This is a genomic window from uncultured Parasphingorhabdus sp., assembly GCF_963975555.1.
In the GTDB taxonomy this organism is placed as follows: domain Bacteria; phylum Pseudomonadota; class Alphaproteobacteria; order Sphingomonadales; family Sphingomonadaceae; genus Parasphingorhabdus.
Genome location: NZ_CAXBHH010000010.1, coordinates 1 through 18258, shown reverse-complemented (window position 1 = coordinate 18258; position 18258 = coordinate 1). Strand labels below are relative to the sequence as shown.

The 18258-nt window shown below is 55.9% G+C and carries 14 protein-coding genes; 12 read left to right on the top strand and 2 right to left on the bottom strand.

Features of this window, described 5'->3' with window-relative positions:
* Positions 1-31 precede the first annotated feature (31 nt).
* The 10 genes from AAC060_RS15110 to AAC060_RS15065 are packed head-to-tail and all read left to right on the top strand — an operon-like array spanning position 32 to position 12760.
* A complete protein-coding gene (locus tag AAC060_RS15110) occupies positions 32-676 on the top strand; it encodes an XrtA/PEP-CTERM system exopolysaccharide export protein (protein WP_339827761.1) in 645 nt (214 codons plus the stop codon).
* Positions 677-716: 40 nt separating this feature from the next.
* Complete coding sequence (locus AAC060_RS15105) at positions 717-2249, top strand: XrtA system polysaccharide chain length determinant (RefSeq protein WP_339827759.1); 1533 nt, start codon at positions 717-719, stop codon at positions 2247-2249.
* Between the two features lie 10 nt (positions 2250-2259).
* Positions 2260-3177, top strand: coding sequence for an AAA family ATPase (locus AAC060_RS15100; protein WP_339827756.1), 918 nt, complete (start codon positions 2260-2262; stop codon positions 3175-3177).
* Between the two features lie 3 nt (positions 3178-3180).
* Entirely contained in the window at positions 3181-4803 is a 1623-nt protein-coding gene (locus AAC060_RS15095) for a hypothetical protein (RefSeq protein WP_339827754.1), read from the top strand.
* A gap of 35 nt (positions 4804-4838) precedes the next feature.
* Complete coding sequence (locus AAC060_RS15090; protein ID WP_339827752.1) at positions 4839-6134, top strand: XrtA/PEP-CTERM system-associated ATPase; 1296 nt, start codon at positions 4839-4841, stop codon at positions 6132-6134.
* On the top strand, positions 6109-7011 hold the full coding sequence (locus AAC060_RS15085; RefSeq protein WP_339827750.1) for an XrtA system polysaccharide deacetylase: 903 nt from the start codon (positions 6109-6111) through the stop codon (positions 7009-7011). Before AAC060_RS15090 ends, AAC060_RS15085 begins: the two co-directional genes overlap by 26 nt.
* Positions 7008-8081 carry a FemAB family XrtA/PEP-CTERM system-associated protein gene (locus tag AAC060_RS15080; RefSeq protein WP_339827748.1) on the top strand — a complete coding sequence of 358 codons (1074 nt, stop codon included), beginning with the start codon at positions 7008-7010 and terminating at the stop codon, positions 8079-8081. Before AAC060_RS15085 ends, AAC060_RS15080 begins: the two co-directional genes overlap by 4 nt.
* Complete coding sequence (locus tag AAC060_RS15075) at positions 8081-9304, top strand: TIGR03087 family PEP-CTERM/XrtA system glycosyltransferase (RefSeq protein WP_339827746.1); 1224 nt, start codon at positions 8081-8083, stop codon at positions 9302-9304. The genes AAC060_RS15080 and AAC060_RS15075 overlap by 1 nt, the downstream gene beginning before the upstream one ends.
* Positions 9301-10854, top strand: coding sequence for an exosortase A (gene xrtA, locus AAC060_RS15070; RefSeq protein ID WP_339827743.1), 1554 nt, complete (start codon positions 9301-9303; stop codon positions 10852-10854). The genes AAC060_RS15075 and xrtA overlap by 4 nt, the downstream gene beginning before the upstream one ends.
* A gap of 10 nt (positions 10855-10864) precedes the next feature.
* A complete protein-coding gene (locus tag AAC060_RS15065) occupies positions 10865-12760 on the top strand; it encodes an XrtA/PEP-CTERM system amidotransferase (protein ID WP_339827741.1) in 1896 nt (631 codons plus the stop codon).
* Here AAC060_RS15065 and truA read toward each other — a convergent pair.
* Both truA and fmt read right to left on the bottom strand, forming a co-directional pair.
* Entirely contained in the window at positions 12746-13504 is a 759-nt protein-coding gene (gene truA / locus AAC060_RS15060) for a tRNA pseudouridine(38-40) synthase TruA (RefSeq protein ID WP_339827738.1), read from the bottom strand. The two genes, AAC060_RS15065 and truA, sit on opposite strands and share 15 nt — an antisense overlap.
* Positions 13501-14406, bottom strand: a complete 906-nt coding sequence (gene fmt / locus AAC060_RS15055; protein ID WP_339827735.1) for a methionyl-tRNA formyltransferase — start codon at positions 14404-14406, stop codon at positions 13501-13503. Before fmt ends, truA begins: the two co-directional genes overlap by 4 nt.
* A gap of 76 nt (positions 14407-14482) precedes the next feature.
* Here fmt and recR point away from each other — a divergent pair, with 76 nt between their 5' ends.
* Complete coding sequence (gene recR / locus AAC060_RS15050; protein ID WP_339827733.1) at positions 14483-15085, top strand: recombination mediator RecR; 603 nt, start codon at positions 14483-14485, stop codon at positions 15083-15085.
* A 274-nt stretch (positions 15086-15359) separates the two neighbouring features.
* On the top strand, positions 15360-18077 hold the full coding sequence (locus AAC060_RS15045) for a TonB-dependent receptor (protein WP_339827731.1): 2718 nt from the start codon (positions 15360-15362) through the stop codon (positions 18075-18077).
* Positions 18078-18258: the final 181 nt, after the last annotated feature.

The following is an 18258-nucleotide window of genomic DNA, read 5'->3' as shown; positions in this document are numbered from 1 at the left end:
TTTTTACGAGGTGAATAAAATGCGTTCTGCTATGAAAAACAAACATTTGGCAAAATTGATGATCGGTGCCGGAATGGCGTCACTTGCTGTCGCCGGTTGTTCCGGCAGTTCCAGTGGTCCGCAGCTGCCGCCGGCATCTTTTGTTTCCATGCAGGAAGGTCCTGGCGAAGAATATGTGATCGGGCCGCTCGACGAACTGACAATTTTCGTATGGCGCAATCCCGAACTCGGTGCGAAGGTTCAGGTCCGGCCGGATGGACGGATCACCACGCCGCTGATCACCGATATGCCCGCCGTCGGCAAGACGCCGGCAATGCTGGCACAAGATCTAAAGCTGCAGCTGTCGCAATATATCAACGAACCGCTGGTGTCGGTTATCGTCAACAATTTCTCCGGCACATTCTCCCAGCAGATCCGGGTCGTTGGCGCGACCGAGAAACCAGCGTCGATCCCATATCGTGCCAATATGACATTGCTGGATGCGATGATCTCGGTTGGCGGCCTCTCCGAATTTGCCTCGGGCAATCGCGCCCGGCTGATCCGGTTCGATCGCGGTACCGGCAAACAGAAGGAATATGCGCTGCGCATCGACGACTTGCTGAAGAAGGGTGAGACGCGCGCCAATGTAATGCTGCGACCCGGTGATGTGATCATCATTCCGGAAAGCATGTTTTGATCTGTTTTTGGCCCTATCTGACAGGAATTGAATAATACTCATGAACGGTCTTTATGATGAATTTCTAATCGCGTTACACAGCGTCTGGAACCGGCGCTGGTTAGCGCTGGCTGTTGCCTGGGGCATTTGCCTTGTGGGCTGGCTCGTTGTCGCCCTGATACCCAATAGCTATGAATCGAAGGCTCGTATCTCGGTCGAGATGCAGTCGATATTGTCCGACAAGGTCGGCGTCGATTCGCGCGAGCGCAAAAAGAATATGGAGCGTGTGCAGGAGACTCTGGCTTCGACCATCAATCTGGAAAAAGTCGTTCGCGCAACGGCTTTGAACCAGTCGGTCGCCAGCGATCGGGAGTTGGCTGGCAAGGTAGAAATGCTGCGCAAGAGCATCCAGATCAAATCGGAAAAAGACAATTTGTTCGAGATTATTGCGACGTCTTCGGCGAGCAATTTTTCTGACGCTGAAAATGCGGTTCTGGCCCGCGATATCGTTCAGAAAATGATCGACATTTTTGTCGAGGAAAATCTGTCCGGTGACCGCGATGAAACCAGTCAGACAATCAAGTTTCTCGACGCCCAGCTCGCCCAGAGGGAAAAAGAGCTGCAAGAGGCGGAGCAGAAGCGCGTCCAGTTCGAGACGGAAAATCTGGGATTATTGCCCGGGATCGGTTCCATCAGCCAACGTATGGAAGCCGCTCGCGCTGAACTGGGCCAGATCGATTCGCAGCTTAGCCAGGCCTCGGCTTCGCTTGCCGCCCTGAACGGTCAGCTATCCGGAACACCTTCGTCGATCGCTACACCGGGAGCCGGTGGCGGCGGAGCCGGTGCCCAATTGGCTCAGGCGCAGTCGACACTGGCTTCGGCCCGTGCGCGCGGCTGGACCGACAGCCATCCCGATGTCATCTCGATGAAAAGCGAAATTGCCGCACTTCGTATTCAGGCAGCCAAGGAACCCGCTGGCGGAGGCGGCTATCGCACACCCAATCCGGCCTATAGTTCGCTGCAAAGCATGCGGGCGGAGCGTCAGGCGAGCGTTGCCGCATTGCAGGCACGGAAAAATGCACTCCAGGCGGACATGGCGCAGCTGTCGTCCAAGCAGACGCTGGAGCCGGGGATCGCTGCAGAAATGTCGCGGATCAATCGCGACCATGATGTTCTGAAGGAACAATATAACAAACTGCTCACCGACCGGGAGCAGATCAAATTGCGCGGTCAGGTAGAATCGGAAACCGACTCGCTGAAATTCCGTGTGATCGATCCGCCGTCCAGTCCGCGGTCCCCGGCAGCGCCCAACCGGCCGTTGCTGCTGGCGCTGGTGCTGTTCGTCGGCATTGGTGGTGGTGTCGGTGCGGCATTCGCGATGGGCCATTTGCAAACCAGCTATCCGACCGCAGCAAAGCTGGAAAAAGCCAGTGGGCTACCGGTTATCGGCTCTGTTTCACAGGTTTTGACCAATGCGCAGCGGGCAATACGCGGAAAAAATCTGCGTATGTTTTACGGCACCAGTGGCGCGCTGTTCGCGGTTTTTGGAATGTTGATGATCGTGGAATTCATCCAGCGCGGCATGGTGGCCTGAGGGAATAATGATGAACAAATATAGTCCTCCCAAAAAGTCAGCTTCGCTGCTCGAAAGAGCAGGCGAAATCTATGATTATATCCCGGCAATGAAGACCGTCGAACAGCGTGGTACTTCTCCTGAAGTTTTTGCGCCTGAATCTCCCCGGCAGCAGATTGCTCCGGCAGCGCAAAAGCCGATGGCTCCATATGACGGGCCACGTGTCATCGTCGATCGGGACAAGCTGAGGGAAGCCGGTTTCATCGTTCCCGACGGACCGGTTACCGGCATTTCGGAAGAATTCCGGATCATCAAGCGCCAATTGCTGTTGGCTGCAAAAGGCAGTCAGAAAGCCCAGCCGGTTCGTCATGGCGAAAGGATCCTGATTTGTTCGGCCCACCCGAACGAAGGCAAGACATTTTGCGCCCTGAACCTTGCGCTTTCGATAGCGGCAGAGAAGGATAATGAAGTCCTCTTGGTCGATGCCGATTTTGCCAAACCGAGCATATTGTCCAGCCTCGGACTGGAAGGCAGCAAAGGCCTGATGGATGCGCTGGCGGATCCGCAACTGCCGGTCGAAAACTGCATCATTCATACCGATATTCCCGGTCTGGCCATCTTGCCCGCCGGCGATCAGACCAATGCCGATACAGAATATCTGGCGTCTTCGCGGACCGAGCAGGTGCTCAACCGGCTGACCCAGCATAACCCCAATCGCATCGTTATCTTTGATTCACCCCCGGCTTTGTCGGCATCGCCGGCATCGGTTCTGGCGACGCATGTCGGTCAGGTTCTGATGGTGGTCAAAGCAGACGAGACAACTGAAACTGCCCTGCGCGATGCGCTGAGTTTGATGGGCGGATGTGAGCATATCCAGCTGCTTCTGAACGGCACGAAATTTTCGCCGACCGGAAGACGGTTTGGATCCTATTACGGATATGGAGAGTAACCCATGACCTCGCCAACGACTGTCAGTATCTTGAAATATGGTGCAGCGATTTTGCCGCTGTTCGGACTTGCCGCGCCTGCCGTCGAGGCACGCGAACGCAAGGCTGAAGTGACGCCCTATATCGAGATACAGCAAATATTGGTTGCTGATCTGAAGGACGGCAACGACGTGCTGACCTATACTTCGGTGGCAGCGGGTATCGATAGTTCGATTTCTACGCGCAATGCCGAAGCACAGGTAAATGTGCGCTATGAACGCCGTTTTTCCTATCAGGATAATGTTGGCGACGATGATATCGTTACCGGACTGGCCCGCGGCGCTATACAGGTTGTTCCCAATCTTCTGTCACTGGAAGCCGGAGCTCTCGCTACCCGTAGCCGGGTCGATTTGCGCGGTGATGCACCGTCGAATACGGTGGGCAATATCGACAATGTGACGCAAGTCTATTCGGTTTACGCCGGTCCCAATCTGTCGACCCGGGTCGGCGGGCTGGATGTGAATGCCAATTACCGGGTCGGCTATACCAAGGTCGAGAGCGAAGATACAGGCATCCTGCCTCCGGGGCAGCTTCCTATTGATGTATTCGATGACAGTATAAGCCATTCGGCCAGCGCCAGTGTCGGCCAGCAGCCGGGTGATCTGCCTTTCGGCTGGTCCGTCGGCGGAGGCTGGGAACGCGAAGATGCGAGCCAGCTCGATCAACGCTATGAGGGCAAATATGTCCGTGCCGATGTTACGGTACCGGTGTCAACGACACTGGCAGTGGTTGGCGGTGTCGGCTACGAAGATATCGAGATTTCGGAACGCGATGCGGTCCGCGATATCAACGGTGATCCGGTCATCGACAATGACGGCCGTCTGGTAACCGATAAAACTTCACCGAGATTGCTGTCCTATGATCAGGACGGAATTATCTGGGATGCCGGTGTCTTGTGGCGGCCAAGTCGCCGTACGTCGCTCGAGGCACGGGTCGGTCAGCGCTATGGCAGCGAAACTTATTTCGGCACCTTCGCCTATCAGCCAAACCAGAACACCGCTCTGAACATATCGGTCTATGATACGGTTTCCGGCTTTGGCAATTTGCTCAACGACAATCTCGCCAATCTGAGCACAAGTTTCACCAGCTCGCGCAATCCGTTGAGCGGTGAACTCAATGGCTGCGCCTTCGGTCAAGGCGGCGGTCTTTGTTTCAATGATGTGCTGCAGTCGGCATCTTCATCCGCTTTCCGTGCGCGTGGCGTAAACGGACAGTACACCTATAATCACCGCGGCTGGGAAGCCGGTCTCGGTGTCGGCTATGCCCGTCGCCGGTTCTTTGCTTCGCAATTGGGCGCGGTGTCTGCGGTCGATGGTCTGGTGGACGAAAATTATTACGCCAATCTGTCGCTTGGCCGGGAGCTGGATGCCTATTCCCGTATCGATACGAATCTTTATGCCAATCTGCTGGATAGTGGTTTTGCAGGCGCTCCCAACGTCTTGGGCATTGGTGCCAACGCAGCTTATTATCGAAAGATTTTACCGGGATTGCAGGGCACGGCAGCCGTCGGCCTGGACAGCTATGAGCAGGCTGGTTTCGACAGCGAACTCACCGCTTCCGCACTGCTGGGCCTCAGATATGATTTTTAAGAGCATCAACACAGACGTTGATCGGAGATACGCGCATGTATGAAACATTTTATGGATTAAACGGTCGGCCCTTTCAGCTGACTCCGGATCCGCATTTCTATTTCGAAAGCCTGACGCATCGCAAGGCTTTGTCCTATCTCGGCTATGGCCTCGCGCAGGGTGAAGGCTTCATTGTCATCACCGGTGATGTCGGCGCGGGTAAAACCACGCTGGTCAGCCATCTGATGGCGACGATCGACAAGGCGCGTCTGACTGCCGCCAATATCGTTACCACCAAGCTGGACAGCCAGGATATCGTGCGCGTCGCGGCCAATCATTTCGACATCGATACCGACCATATGGACAAGGCGCAGTTGCTCAGTGCCATTGAAGAATTTCTGCACGCCGAGGCAAGGGCAGGTCGTCGCTGTTTGCTGATTGTCGATGAATCGCAAAATCTGCCGGTGGATGCACTGGAAGAATTGCGGATGCTGTCAAATTTCCAGCTCGGTGGACAAGCGCTGTTGCAAATATTCCTGCTCGGCCAGCCGGAATTTCGCGACATGCTGGAGAATTCCAACCAGCTGGAGCAATTGCGTCAGCGGGTTATCGCGCATCATCATCTCGAACCGATGAGCGCGGACGAAATAGAACCATATATCACGCATCGCCTGTCGAAAAGCGGCTGGTCGGGCCGTCCCAAGATTACGTCGAATGTATTCCGTTTGCTCTACGCCGAAACCGATGGCGTTCCTCGCAAAATCAACACGTTGATGAGCCGGATCTTGTTGATGGGTTCGATTGAGCATGCCGAGCTGATCGACCAGAAGATGGTCGAGCGGGTGCTTGCCGACCTGAATGGCGAAGAGGTGGAAATTGCCGAACCGTCAGAATCGTTTGCGGAAACCAAGAGTCCACTGCGGGAAAAACCCAAGAAAGCCAGGGACACCAGCTTCGAGCATGCGCCTGCTGAATCGGGCGAAATGGTTGAACAGGTTCGGGAAGCTCAACAGCAGTCCCTGTCCCACCCCCCTCATGTACCCGTTTCCGAACCGAAACAGGAAGTCGTCAATCCAACTCTTCCCTCAGGCAGGGAAGAAGCAGTTTCCAAGCCAGCCGTCGCGCCGGTCCCAGCAGCAACGAGGGCCCCGGATGTTGAACCCGGTTTGCCGGCAATAGATGACGAGACCGCCGAGATAGTCGATATGTTTGCAAAGCGGCTGTCGCTGGTGGAAAAACGCATGGATGGTCAGGAAGAAAATCTGCACCGCGTCTTGACGATGCTCGTGGAATGGGTCGAAAACGATGTCCGGAGCAAGGAAAGCTATGTCAATGCAGGACGCGCGGCCTGAATCTTTCACCACGGCGGGAAAAGCGGATGCTTTGCTCAACGCCATGTCTGTCGATATCGAGGACTGGTTTCAGGTGGGAGCCTTCGAGACGGTCATTGACCGTGCCGATTGGGATACGCTCGAGCAACGGGTAGAACGCAACACCGAAGCGGTGCTTGCGCTGTTCGACGAAGCTGGAATCAAGGCGACATTTTTCATATTGGGTTGGGTGGCGGAACGCTATCCGGCGTTGATGCAGCAGATTGCGGCGGCCGGACACGAGATTGCCAATCACGGCTACGATCATGCGCGGGTGTTCACGCTGACCCCTGATCAATTTCGCAGCGATCTGGATCGCAGCCGAAAAATCCTGGAAGATACGTCGGGCCAGAAGGTTGCCGGCTATCGAGCGCCAAGCTTCTCGATCGATCAGCGCACACTCTGGGCGCATGAAATATTGGCCGAACAGGGCTATGCCTATTCGTCCAGCGTCGCACCGATCAACCACGACCATTATGGCTGGGCCGGATCGCCACGCTTCGCCTGGAAACCGGTGGAGCAATCTGATTTTATTGAATTGCCGGTGACAACCGTGAAGCTTGGCAACCGTATATTGGCCGCTGGCGGCGGTGGCTTTTTCAGGCTCTTGCCATACGCCTTATATGATCGGGCGATAAGGAAGATGCACCGCGATGACGGTCGCGGGGCGATATTTTATTTTCACCCGTGGGAGATAGATCCGGATCAGCCAAGGGTCGGCAACGCGCCGATAAAATCAAAGATCCGCCATTACACAAATTTGAAAAGCATGAGGGGCAAGCTGTTGCAGGCCGGACAGGATTTCAATTGGGGCAGGGTCGACGAACTGGCGGCACTGGAAGCGGGGCTGGTACGATGAACATGGCATTCAAGCTCAAATCTTTGACGGTTCGCGTTCTGGATCGGCCTGACGCGAAAGAACTGGCCCGTATCGAGGCTTTCGTTTCCGCTTGCCCGGAAGGTACAGCCTTTCATCGTCCTGCATGGGTTCTGTCGGTCAGCAAGGCTTGCGGCCATGAATGGCGCTATCTTCTCGCAGAAGATGATAGCGGAGCGTTGCAGGGCATATTACCGCTCAACCTGATTCATTCTGCATTATTCGGCCGGGCATTGGTGTCTTCCGGTTTCGCCGTCGGTGGCGGAATATTGGCTAATAGTGATCAGGCGATCCAGTCGTTGGCCGACGAAGCCTGGAATTTTGCCGAACGGTACAGTTTCCCCACAGTCGAATTGCGCGGTGGTCCGGTGCCGGACCACCAATGGCAGAACAAGCAGGGCGTCTATGCCGGCTTTGTCAATCCACTGGCGGAAGACGAGGAGAGCCAGCTGCTGGCGATCCCGCGCAAGCAGCGGGCAGAAATCCGCAAGGGGCTTGCAAACGGGTTGACCGTTCGCGTCGGCACCGGCGAGCAAGACCGGGCAGACCATTATGCGGTCTATGCCGAAAGCGTCCGCAATCTCGGAACACCGGTTTTCCCGAAGGCGTTGTTCGAGGAAATATTGGACGGGTTTGGCGAGGATGCCGACATTTTGACAGTGCTGCACGACGGCAAACCGGTGGCCAGTGTCTTGAGCCTTTATCACCAGCAGACCGTCATGCCTTACTGGGGTGGCGGGACATGGGATGCGCGCCGCTTCAGGGCCAATGATATCATGTATTTTAGCCTCATGAACCATGCCCGCGAACGGGGGTGCCACAAGTTTGATTTTGGCCGTTCCAAATATGGCACCGGCGCTTTTTCGTTCAAGAAAAACTGGGGCTTTGAACCGGAACCACTGTCTTATGCGATACGTACTGCCGATGGTGAAGAGGCTCGCGATGTCAACCCGCTGAGCCCCAAATATAGAGCGAAGATCGCGCTGTGGCAGCGCCTGCCTCTGCCCGTCGCAAATCTTGTCGGACCGATGATTGCCAAGGGCCTCGGCTGATGGGTGAAATCCTCTTTCTGGCGCATCGCGCTCCATGGCCGCCAAACCGTGGCGACAAGATCCGCTCGCATCATTTCCTGCAAAAGCTGATGGATTGCGCGCCGGTGCATGTTGCCTGTTTCGCAGATGACGAAGCGGAGAGGGATATCGGCTGGGATCGTAAAGCGGAACTGGCTTCTTGCGAAATAGTGGTGCGGAATAAACCGAAATGGCGGGCAGGGATTGAAGCCTTGGCTTCAGGCAAGCCGGTGTCGCTGGCATCTTTCCAGAGCGTTGAAGTCGGCAATTATGTCGCGGATGTAATTGCCACCCGCCCGGTGGATTGTATCTTCATTTTTTCCGGACAAATGGCGCAGTTTATACCGGCGGATTATCGCGGCCGTGTGGTGATGGATTTCGCCGATGTCGATAGCGCAAAATTTGAAAGTTACGCGGACGAAGGTTCCGGCCCGATGGCATGGATCAATCGCCGCGAAGGACGTTTGTTGCGGGCGTTCGAGAAGACGGTCGCTGAACGCGCCGACCATAGTCTTTTTGTCAGCGAAGCAGAGGCGCTTTTGTTCAGACAGCGTTCGGGATTGTCAGACGAGCAAGTGAAGGCGGTCGGCAATGGAATCGATCTGGAATTTTATGGCGCGCAAGATGTCGAGGCAGAGGTCTCAGATAATAATGGCCCGTTGATCCTGTTTACCGGCCAGATGGATTATCAGCCGAATGTTCAGGCGGTGCAGAGTTTCAGCACCGAGGTCATGCCCGATATTCTCGCGCGTTTTCCCGATGCACGGTTTGCGATTGTCGGGCGGGCACCGACGGAAAAAGTGACGCAACTCGACGGCGAAAACGGTACAATCGTGACCGGCGCGGTGGACGATATTCGTAGCTGGATCATGGCTGCCGACGTTGTTGTGGCGCCGCTGCGGATTGCCAGAGGTATCCAGAACAAGGTGCTGGAAGCAATGGCGATGGCCAAGCCGGTGGTCGCATCGGCATGCGCTGCCGAGGGCATCGAAGCGACCGACGGCAAACATTTTCTGATTGCGCAATCCGTTGCGGAAGAAGCGCGTCTGGTATGCGATTTGTTGGGCGACGCCGAACGGGCCATGCAGTTCGGCGAGCAAGCCAGAATATTGATCCATTCGCATTATTCATGGGAAACACAACTCGCTGATTTGCCCGGTTTGTGCGGGTTCCAACATCCGGTGATTGCGGAGGCGGTAGCATGACAAGCGCGACTGCTGATCAGATGGAAGCTACGCCAAAGCTTTCAACATCCAGTTCTTCATGGTCAGAGCATCTGAAATTGCTGGTGATTGCCACATTGGCGATCCTTGCAGTTTTCTGGCGAGACGGCGTGGATATGGTGCGGATATGGTGGACGATCTCCACCTATAACCACTGCCTGTTGATCGTGCCGATCCTCTATTATCTGGTACAACAGCGGCAGCATGAACTGGCGAAAATTTCGCCGGAAATCTGGTTGCCGGGACTTTTTTTGACGGGAATTGCCTCGCTGGGCTGGTTGCTAGGAGAGGCTGCTGGTGTCGCCTTCGCCCGGCAACTCGGACTGTTGATGATGTTGCAGGGCGCCGTTGTGACGCTGCTTGGTCCGACGGTTGCCCGTGGGTTGATTTTTCCGCTTTGCTTTAGTTTTTTCCTAGTGCCGTTCGGAGAGGAATTTGTACCGTTTCTGCAAATGGTGACCGCCAAATTGTCGATGGTCTTTCTGGGTTGGGCGAATATCCCAGCCTTCATCGACGGTGTCTTCATTTCGACACCCACCGGTTATTTTGAAGTGGCCGAAGCCTGCTCCGGAATCAAGTTTCTGATCGCGATGCTCGCTTATGGCGCGCTGGTCAGCAATGTCTGTTTTCTGAGCTGGAAGCGCCGGATCTTGTTCATGACCGCTGCGGTGATTGTTCCAGTAATTGCCAACGGCATCCGCGCCTTCGGTACGATGTATATCGCGCATCATACTACGCTCGATTTTGCAGCGGGTTTCGACCATATTTTTTACGGCTGGTTCTTTTTTGCCTTTGTTCTGATCCTGGTGATGGCCATCGGCTGGCCGTTTTTTGATCGCAAGATCGACGATCCGATGATCGATGGTGATGCTTTGAGCAAAAGCCGGCCTCCACGGACATCCCGGCAAAAACCGGTCAAGGCTATGGCCGCCATGGCCGCTCTGGTTCTCATCCCCGTGCTTTGGACGTCAGTGCTCGCGGCGCAGGAATCGACGGTCCCCGATGAAATTTCTCTGCCCGAAGTCGCCGGTTGGGAGGTCGTCGATTATCAACCGCTTTACCCATGGCAACCGCGCTTTGACGGATCCAGCCATCAGCTCCTCGGTCGCTACCGCAACCGGTCGACCGGCATGGAAGTGGATCTGTCTATTGCAGTCTATGACCGCCAGGAAGAAGGGCGGGAGATTGTCGGTTACGGTCAGGGGGCTCTGGTCCCGAATACGCGCTGGTCGTGGAATCGTGATCTCGATGCACCAGCGGGAGGTACTGCTGTCGAACTGATCGCGCCCGGCCCCGTGGTGCGCGATGTGGTTTCCTTTTACCGGATTGGCGGCAAGTTGACCGGCAGCGGTTCGGTGGTGAAGCTGGAAACGCTGAAGAGCAATATTCTCGGCGGCTCCCGACAGGCGGTGGCGATACTCGTTTCGTCGGAAACTAACCGCGAAGCGTCGCCGCGCATCCCGATCGATGCTTTTCTTGCTGGTCTTGGACCGGTCGATAAATTGGCTGACGAGATGGCGGGGCTGCGCTAGGGCGCACAATATGTGCGGAATTGCAGGTATTTTTCATCTAGAGACGGCCAAGCCGGTTGATCCCGATCGTCTGCGCAGGATGACCGACAGTCTCGGCCATCGCGGGCCGGATGGTTCGGGTATCTGGACCGCTCCCGGTGTCGGGCTTGGCCACCGCCGGCTTTCGATCATCGATCTGGAAGGCGGCGCGCAGCCGATGCTGACGCCCGATCAGGCACAGGTGCTGAGTTTCAACGGCGAGATCTACAATTTCCTCGAGGTCCGCGCGGAACTCGAACGGCTTGGTCACCAGTTCCAGACCAGCAGCGACAGCGAAGTCATTCTTTTTGCGTGGCGGCAATGGGGAGTGGATTGCCTCAAACGGCTGAACGGCATGTTCGCCTTCGCGATCTATGACCAGCGCACCCGGCAATTGTTTCTCGCCCGAGACCGGTTGGGCGTGAAGCCGCTGTTTTACGCGCGGGTGTCTGACGGCAGCATATTGTTCGGGTCGGAACTGAAAGCCTTGCTGGCCAATCCGTTGCTGCGGCGGGAACCCGATATCACGGCGGTCGATGACTATCTCGCCTTTGGCTATGTGCCGGACCAGACCTCTCTACTGAAGGGGGTAAAGAAACTCTCGGCTGGTCATTATCTGCTGCTCGAGCAGGGCAAGCCCGAACCCGCGTCGGTTCAATATTGGGATATGGATTTCAGTCAGCGGAGCAAGGGGTCGGCCAGGGTTCTCGAAGAAGAACTGGTCGAGCTGCTGAAGCAGGCGGTGGGCTCGCGGATGATCTCCGACGTGCCGCTCGGCGCGTTTCTTTCTGGCGGGGTCGACAGCAGCGCTGTGGTTGCCTTGATGGCCGAGAACAGCCGGCAAGCCGTGAAGACCTGCTCGATCGGCTTTGACCAGCAGTCGCTGGACGAGACCGGTTATGCCCGGCAGATTGCGGAGCGGTTCCAGACCGACCATCGTGAACGTATTGTGGCAGCCGACGATTTCGGTCTGATCGATACGCTGGCCGATCATTTTGACGAACCCTTTGCCGATGCCTCTGCATTGCCGACATACCGGGTGGCCGAGCTGGCGCGCGAGACCGTGACCGTAGCGCTGTCCGGAGACGGTGCGGACGAGGCTATGGCGGGCTATCGCCGTCATGTCTTTCACCATGCGGAAGAGCGGGTGAGGGGGCTGTTGCCGCAATCTTTGCGTGGACCTGCATTCGGCTGGCTGGGCTCTGTTTATCCCAAGGCAGACTGGGCCCCGCGTCCGTTTCGTGCCAAATCCACTTTGCTGTCACTCGCGAGAACCGGACCGGAAGGCTATGCCGAAGCGGTCGGCGTGACAACGCCGCCGGGCCGCCGGTCAATCTATTCCGATGCGATGCGGCGCGACCTGGGCGATTATCACGCCGAACAGCGGATGATCGATCTGATGGAAAATGCGCCAGCGCAAAATGGCCTCGATCAGGCGCAATATGCCGATATGAAAATGTGGCTGCCCGGCGACATATTGACCAAGGTCGACCGGACCAGCATGGCGGTGGGACTGGAGGCGCGCGAGCCTTTGCTTGATTACAAGCTGATGGAATTCGCCGCGAAACTGCCGACCAATTTGCGGGTGCACAGGGGGCAGGGCAAATATCTCCTGAAAAAGTCGATGGAGCAATATCTGCCGCACGACATTCTCTACCGGCCGAAAATGGGTTTTGTCACGCCGATCGCACAATGGTTCCGTGGGCCGCTGGCCGAACAGGCGCGGGATATCACCAGCGGCGGAGCCTTGGCACGCACCGGCTGGTTTGACAGCAAATCTCTGCGCAAGGTGGCGGACGATCATATCGCCGGACGGTCCGACAATAGCCGGTTGTTGTGGCAACTGCTGATGCTCGACAAGAGCCTGCAGCGGTTATTCGGTCTTTGACTCAGCCGGATAAAGCGCCTCGACAAAATAGAGGCCATCCGGCGGGGCGTTGAAGCCGAGCGCGTTGCGATCCTTTGCTACGAGCGCGTTTTTCAAGTCCGCTTTGCTCCATGTACCGGTGCCGACCAGTTTGAGGCAGCCGACAATCGAGCGAACCTGATGATGGAGGAAGGAACGGGCAGAGACCTCGACTTCGATCTCGTCGCCAAAGCGGCTGACCGAGATGCTGTCGAGCGTCTTGACCGGGCTTTGCGCCTGACAATGGGCCGAACGGAAAGTTGTGAAATCATGCTGCCCGATCAGCACCTGCGCCGCACCATGCATCGCTTCGGCATCGAGAACCGGAGCGACCTGCCAACTCAGCCCGCGGTCAAATGTCAGCGGCGCGCGCCGATTGGTGATCTTGTAGAGATAGCGCCGCCCCTCGCAGGCAAAACGGGCATGCCATTCCTCGTCGGCAATATCGCATGCGAGAACCGCGACCGGGTTGGGACGCAATCCCGCGTTGATGCCTTCGCGCAACCGGAAGGGTGTCAGCTTGGTGTCGAGGTCGAAATGCGCGCGCATCGCCAGCGCGTGGACGCCGGCATCGGTTCTGCCTGCGGCGAATACCCGCACGGTTTGGCCGGTGATTTTCTTGATCGACTCTTCGACAGCTTGCTGGACGCTCGGGCCATGATCCTGATGCTGCCAGCCCATGAACGGGCGGCCATCATATTCCAGAGTGAGGGCAAAACGGGTCATCGCAATATGGTTCCTGCCGGAATTTTCGTGCCGTTGAGGAAGGATTTGAGGTCCATCGCCGGCTTGCCGGCTTTTTGAATGACTTCGGGCTGGATTGAGCCGGTTCCGCAGCCGATCAGAAACTGTCCGTCCAAGATTATACCCGCCGATCCGCTGCTATCGCTGACTGTCGCCTTGAGAATCCGGTATCGGGCATCCTGATATTCGAAGAAGGCACCAGGTTGGGGATTATAGGCGCGGATCTGGCGTTCGACCTGTTCGGCAGGCTGGCTGAAATCAAGCCGTGCGTCCTGTTTCTCGATCTTCTTCGCATAAGTGGCAAGCGCGTCATCTTGCATTTCCGGCGGATGTTCCTTTGGTGATGCGAGATATTGCACCATGAGCGCGGCACCTGTCCGAGCCAGTTCGTCCGTCAGTTCGCCCGCGGTTTTGCCGTTGATGGGCGTCTCGGATTTCAGCAGCATTGGTCCTGTATCGAGTCCGGCCTCCATCTGCATGATGGTGATTCCGGTCTCCGTATCTCCCGCGAGAATGGCGCGCTGCACGGGAGCCGCGCCGCGCCAACGGGGAAGCAGCGAGCCATGAATATTGAGGCATCCCGTCTTCGGCGCGTCGAGAATCGCCTGTGGCAGGATCAGACCGTAAGCGGCGACGATCGCTACATCGAGATCGAGTGCGGCAAAGACGGCTTGTTCTGCTTCATCTTTGAGAGAGACCGGCGTCCTTACCGGCAGCCCCAGATTCTCGGCCAGTTTCTGGACAGGCGAGGGGCTAAGCTGCTTCCCGCGACCAGCACGGCGCGGGGGTTGCGAGTAGACTGCAACAATTTCATGTCCGGCATCGTGCAGCGCTTGCAGCGCAGGAACGGCAAAATCCGGGGTTCCCATAAAGGCTAAACGCATAAAATCTCGCTTGTGTGTGGCCAAACTGTAGCTAAGTTCTTGGCAGGTGACGGAATATGTCCCTAAAGGTCAAATCATGGCATCGCAAGAGATCGAAAATCTGGTTCAGGCCCTGGCCAAACTTCCCGGGCTCGGTCCGCGTTCGGCGCGGCGGGCGGTATTATATCTGCTGAAGCGCCCGGAAACGGCAATGAAGCCGATATTGGCGGCTATGACGATGGTCGAGGAACGGCTGGTTACCTGCGGTATCTGCGGCAATGTCGATACGCAGGACCCCTGTCAGATATGCAATGATCCGCGCCGCGATGAAAAGGCGCTTTGTGTGGTCGAAGAAGTTTCCGATCTTTGGGCGCTCGATAAATCGCGCTTGTTTCCCGGTAAATTCCATGTCCTGGGCGGACGACTGTCGGCGCTGGATGGCGTAAGACCGGAAGATATTGCAATCGACAAGCTGATCAAGCGCGTCGAGCAGGGCGGAATTGATGAAGTCGTGCTGGCTATGAATGCCACATTGGAAGGACAGACGACCGCCCATTATATCGCAGAACGCCTCGAAAATTATCCACTGCGGCTCAGCCAGCTATCCCATGGCATACCGGTGGGAGGGGAGCTGGATTATCTCGATGAAGGCACGCTGGCGCAGGCTCTGCGTTCACGGCGGCCGGTCAATCAGGATTAGCACTATTCGCCGCTGCGTGTTTCAACCGCATCATTGACGAAAATCAGGATATAATAATTGTGTCTTGGCGGCCACAGCCGACAGGATAGCCGACGAATTCTGTTTGATGAATATATGAGAAAAGCACCAATTTCAGGGCTTTTATGTGATGCTTAAGCATCCGGTTGAACACTCTTGACGCAGCGGCAGCGTTACGACCACAATGCAGGTCATAAAAATAAAAAGTTAGTCCTCCCCAAGAAGGCAACGAGACTGACAACCAGGAGAGTATATTATGAAATTGGCATTGAATCTATCTGCGTGCGCGTTCGCGCTTGCAGCAGTCGCAACAGCCCCCGTTTATGCGCAATCGCAATCAGAGGCGGCTGACCAAGTCGATGAAACTGTCGACAGCAACGTAATCGTCGTAACCGCACAGGGTCGGGCACAGGTCTTGTCCGATGTGCCGGTTGCCATCTCGGCTATCAACTCTGAACAGTTGCAAAAGAGCGGCGCAACCGACATTCGCGAACTGAACCAGCTTGCGCCGTCACTGCTTGTCTCTTCTACCGGAAACGAAGCTAATGGCTCCGCCCGTATTCGCGGTATCGGTACGGTCGGCGACAACCCTGGGCTGGAAAGTTCCGTGGCGGTGTTTATCGATGGCGTTTATCGTTCGCGTAGCGGTAATGCTCTCAGCGAACTTGGACCGATTGAACGGGTCGAAATTCTCCGTGGGCCGCAGGGCACACTGGGCGGTCGCAACTCGTCAGCTGGCATGATCAGTATTACGACTGCTGGCCCGGAATTTAATTTTGGAGGACATGCCTCAGTTTCGTACGGAAACTACGATCAGCTTCGCATTGAAGGCGGCGTTACCGGCCCGTTGAGCGACACGATCGCCGCCCGCATCGATGGCGTTTATCTGAAGCGCGATGGCTTTTACACCGATGTGGTAAACGGCACCGACATCAATAATAAGGACCGCTATATTGTCCGTGGCCAGCTGTTGTTCGAACCAAATGACGGCCTGAGCATCCGCGTTATCGGCGACTATTCCAAGAAAGACGAGTCTTGCTGCGCAGCGACATTCGTCCAGCCTGAATTTGCCCAGCAAGCAAGGATAAGCCCGGGGCTTGATCCCTTTGCACTTCCGCTAGCCGGTTCGCCGGGCCTTACCAACGCTGCCAATCCGATCATTCCAGTACTTTTGGCTCTGGGCCAGAATTCGAACGCCCTTACCCAGAGTACGTTTAACCGGGATATCTATGCCACGGCCGGTCGTTCCTATGCGGGCGAGACAGAAGATTTCGGCGCTTCGGTCGAGATCAATGCTGAACTCGGTAACATGAACCTGACGTCGATCACCGGATATCGGGAATATTCCAACTTCCAGGCTTCCGACACGGATTACACGCAGGTCGACATTCTCTATCGCGAGCCGAATGAAAATGCCGGTGCCCGGGAATTTAAGACCTTCACGCAAGAACTGCGATTGCAGGGTTCTGCGTTCGATGACAAGCTGGACTGGTTGATCGGCGGTTTCTATGCGAACGAAAAGCTTGAAACCCGAGATAACCTACGCTTCGGCACGCAATATGGTGCGTTTGCGCCATGTCGTGTTGTCAATGCCGTTAATCCGGCTCTCGCATCGCCAACCAGCACAGGCTGCCTGAGCGCCGGCGGCAGAGCAGCATTACAAGCCGCCAATGGGGGCGCAGGGGCATTTGGTGCTGCTACGCCATTGATTTTTGCCGGACTGGATAATCTGGCTACTATCAATGACAAAGGAACCGTGCTTGATGTCTATAATCAGAAAAGCGAGAATTTTGCGGTTTTCACCCATAACATCTTCCACATTACAGATAATCTCGATTTCACGGTAGGCCTGCGTTACACCAATGAAACCAAGGATTTTAACGCCGCTTTCACCAACGACAATACGATGTGCCCAACGCAACGCGCTTTGTTTACGCCGTTGCTTGGTGGACCACTTGCTGCATTGGCAGGCGGTATAATCGGGCTGTCATGTCAGGGCAATTCAACCGCTGAACTGGACGGGGTCACTCTGGCTGATAGCCGCAGCGAGAATGAATTTACCGGCACGGCGATCTTGTCCTACAAACCAACCGAAGATCTGCTGCTTTATGGCAGCTACTCGCGCGGTTACAAAGCAGGCGGCTTCAACCTTGACCGGTCGGCGTTGACCAGTAGCACATTGGGCAATCCGGCGTTGACGGGTGACACTGCTAATCTGCAATTCGACCAGGAAACGGTGGATGCATTCGAAATTGGCGCAAAATACTCGACCCGCGAATTTTCGTTGAGTGTTGCTGCTTTCCGTCAGCAATTCCAGAATTTCCAGCTCAACACGTTCAACGGCTCCGTTTTCCTCGTTCAGAATATCAACGGCTGTAGCGATGATCTCGGCGGTGCGGATATGGATGCTGATGGAACAACCGGGAACTGTGCTGCTGACAATGTCAAATATGGCGTTGTTGCACAGGGTGTCGAACTGGAAGCTTCAATCAATCCGGTCAGTTATGTCAACATCTCTATGGGTCTGACCTATACCGACACCAGCTATGAAAATGATCTGGTGGGTCGTGATACCGGGACCGCTCTGGATCCGGCTTTGCGCCTGCTTCCAGGCGACAATCTGTCCAACGCGCCTGAAATCACAGCGACGGCGTCTCTGTCATACACTCCGCCACTCGGGAATAGTGGGCTGACCGGTCTGTTTTACGTCAATGCGCGTACGACCAGTGATTATAACACCGGTTCGGATCTGCTTTATGGCAAGGAACAGGACGGCTTTACGCTGGTAAATGCGCGTATCGGTGTCCGGGGTCCTGACGATAAATGGGCAATTGAAGGCTGGGCACAAAATCTGTTCAACATCAATTATTCGCAGGTTGCGTTCAACACACCATTTGTCGCGTCGCAGCAGACCTATTCGGCGTTCCTTGCTGAACCAAGAACCTATGGCATCACATTGCGTGGCCAGTTCTAACACTACTTTGGCAGATTTGTGAGCGAGCGATGAGAGATGCAGTGTCCGCACTGTGGGCACGTCAGATCAGGAGGTTTGGCGAGGCGTTCAATGATGGTCTGCCTGATCGTCGGCAGGCTCGGCTGTGGTGGCGACCCGGCGATTCTTTTTTCCCCCTTGGCCTGCTTGAGGAGGCGGGATT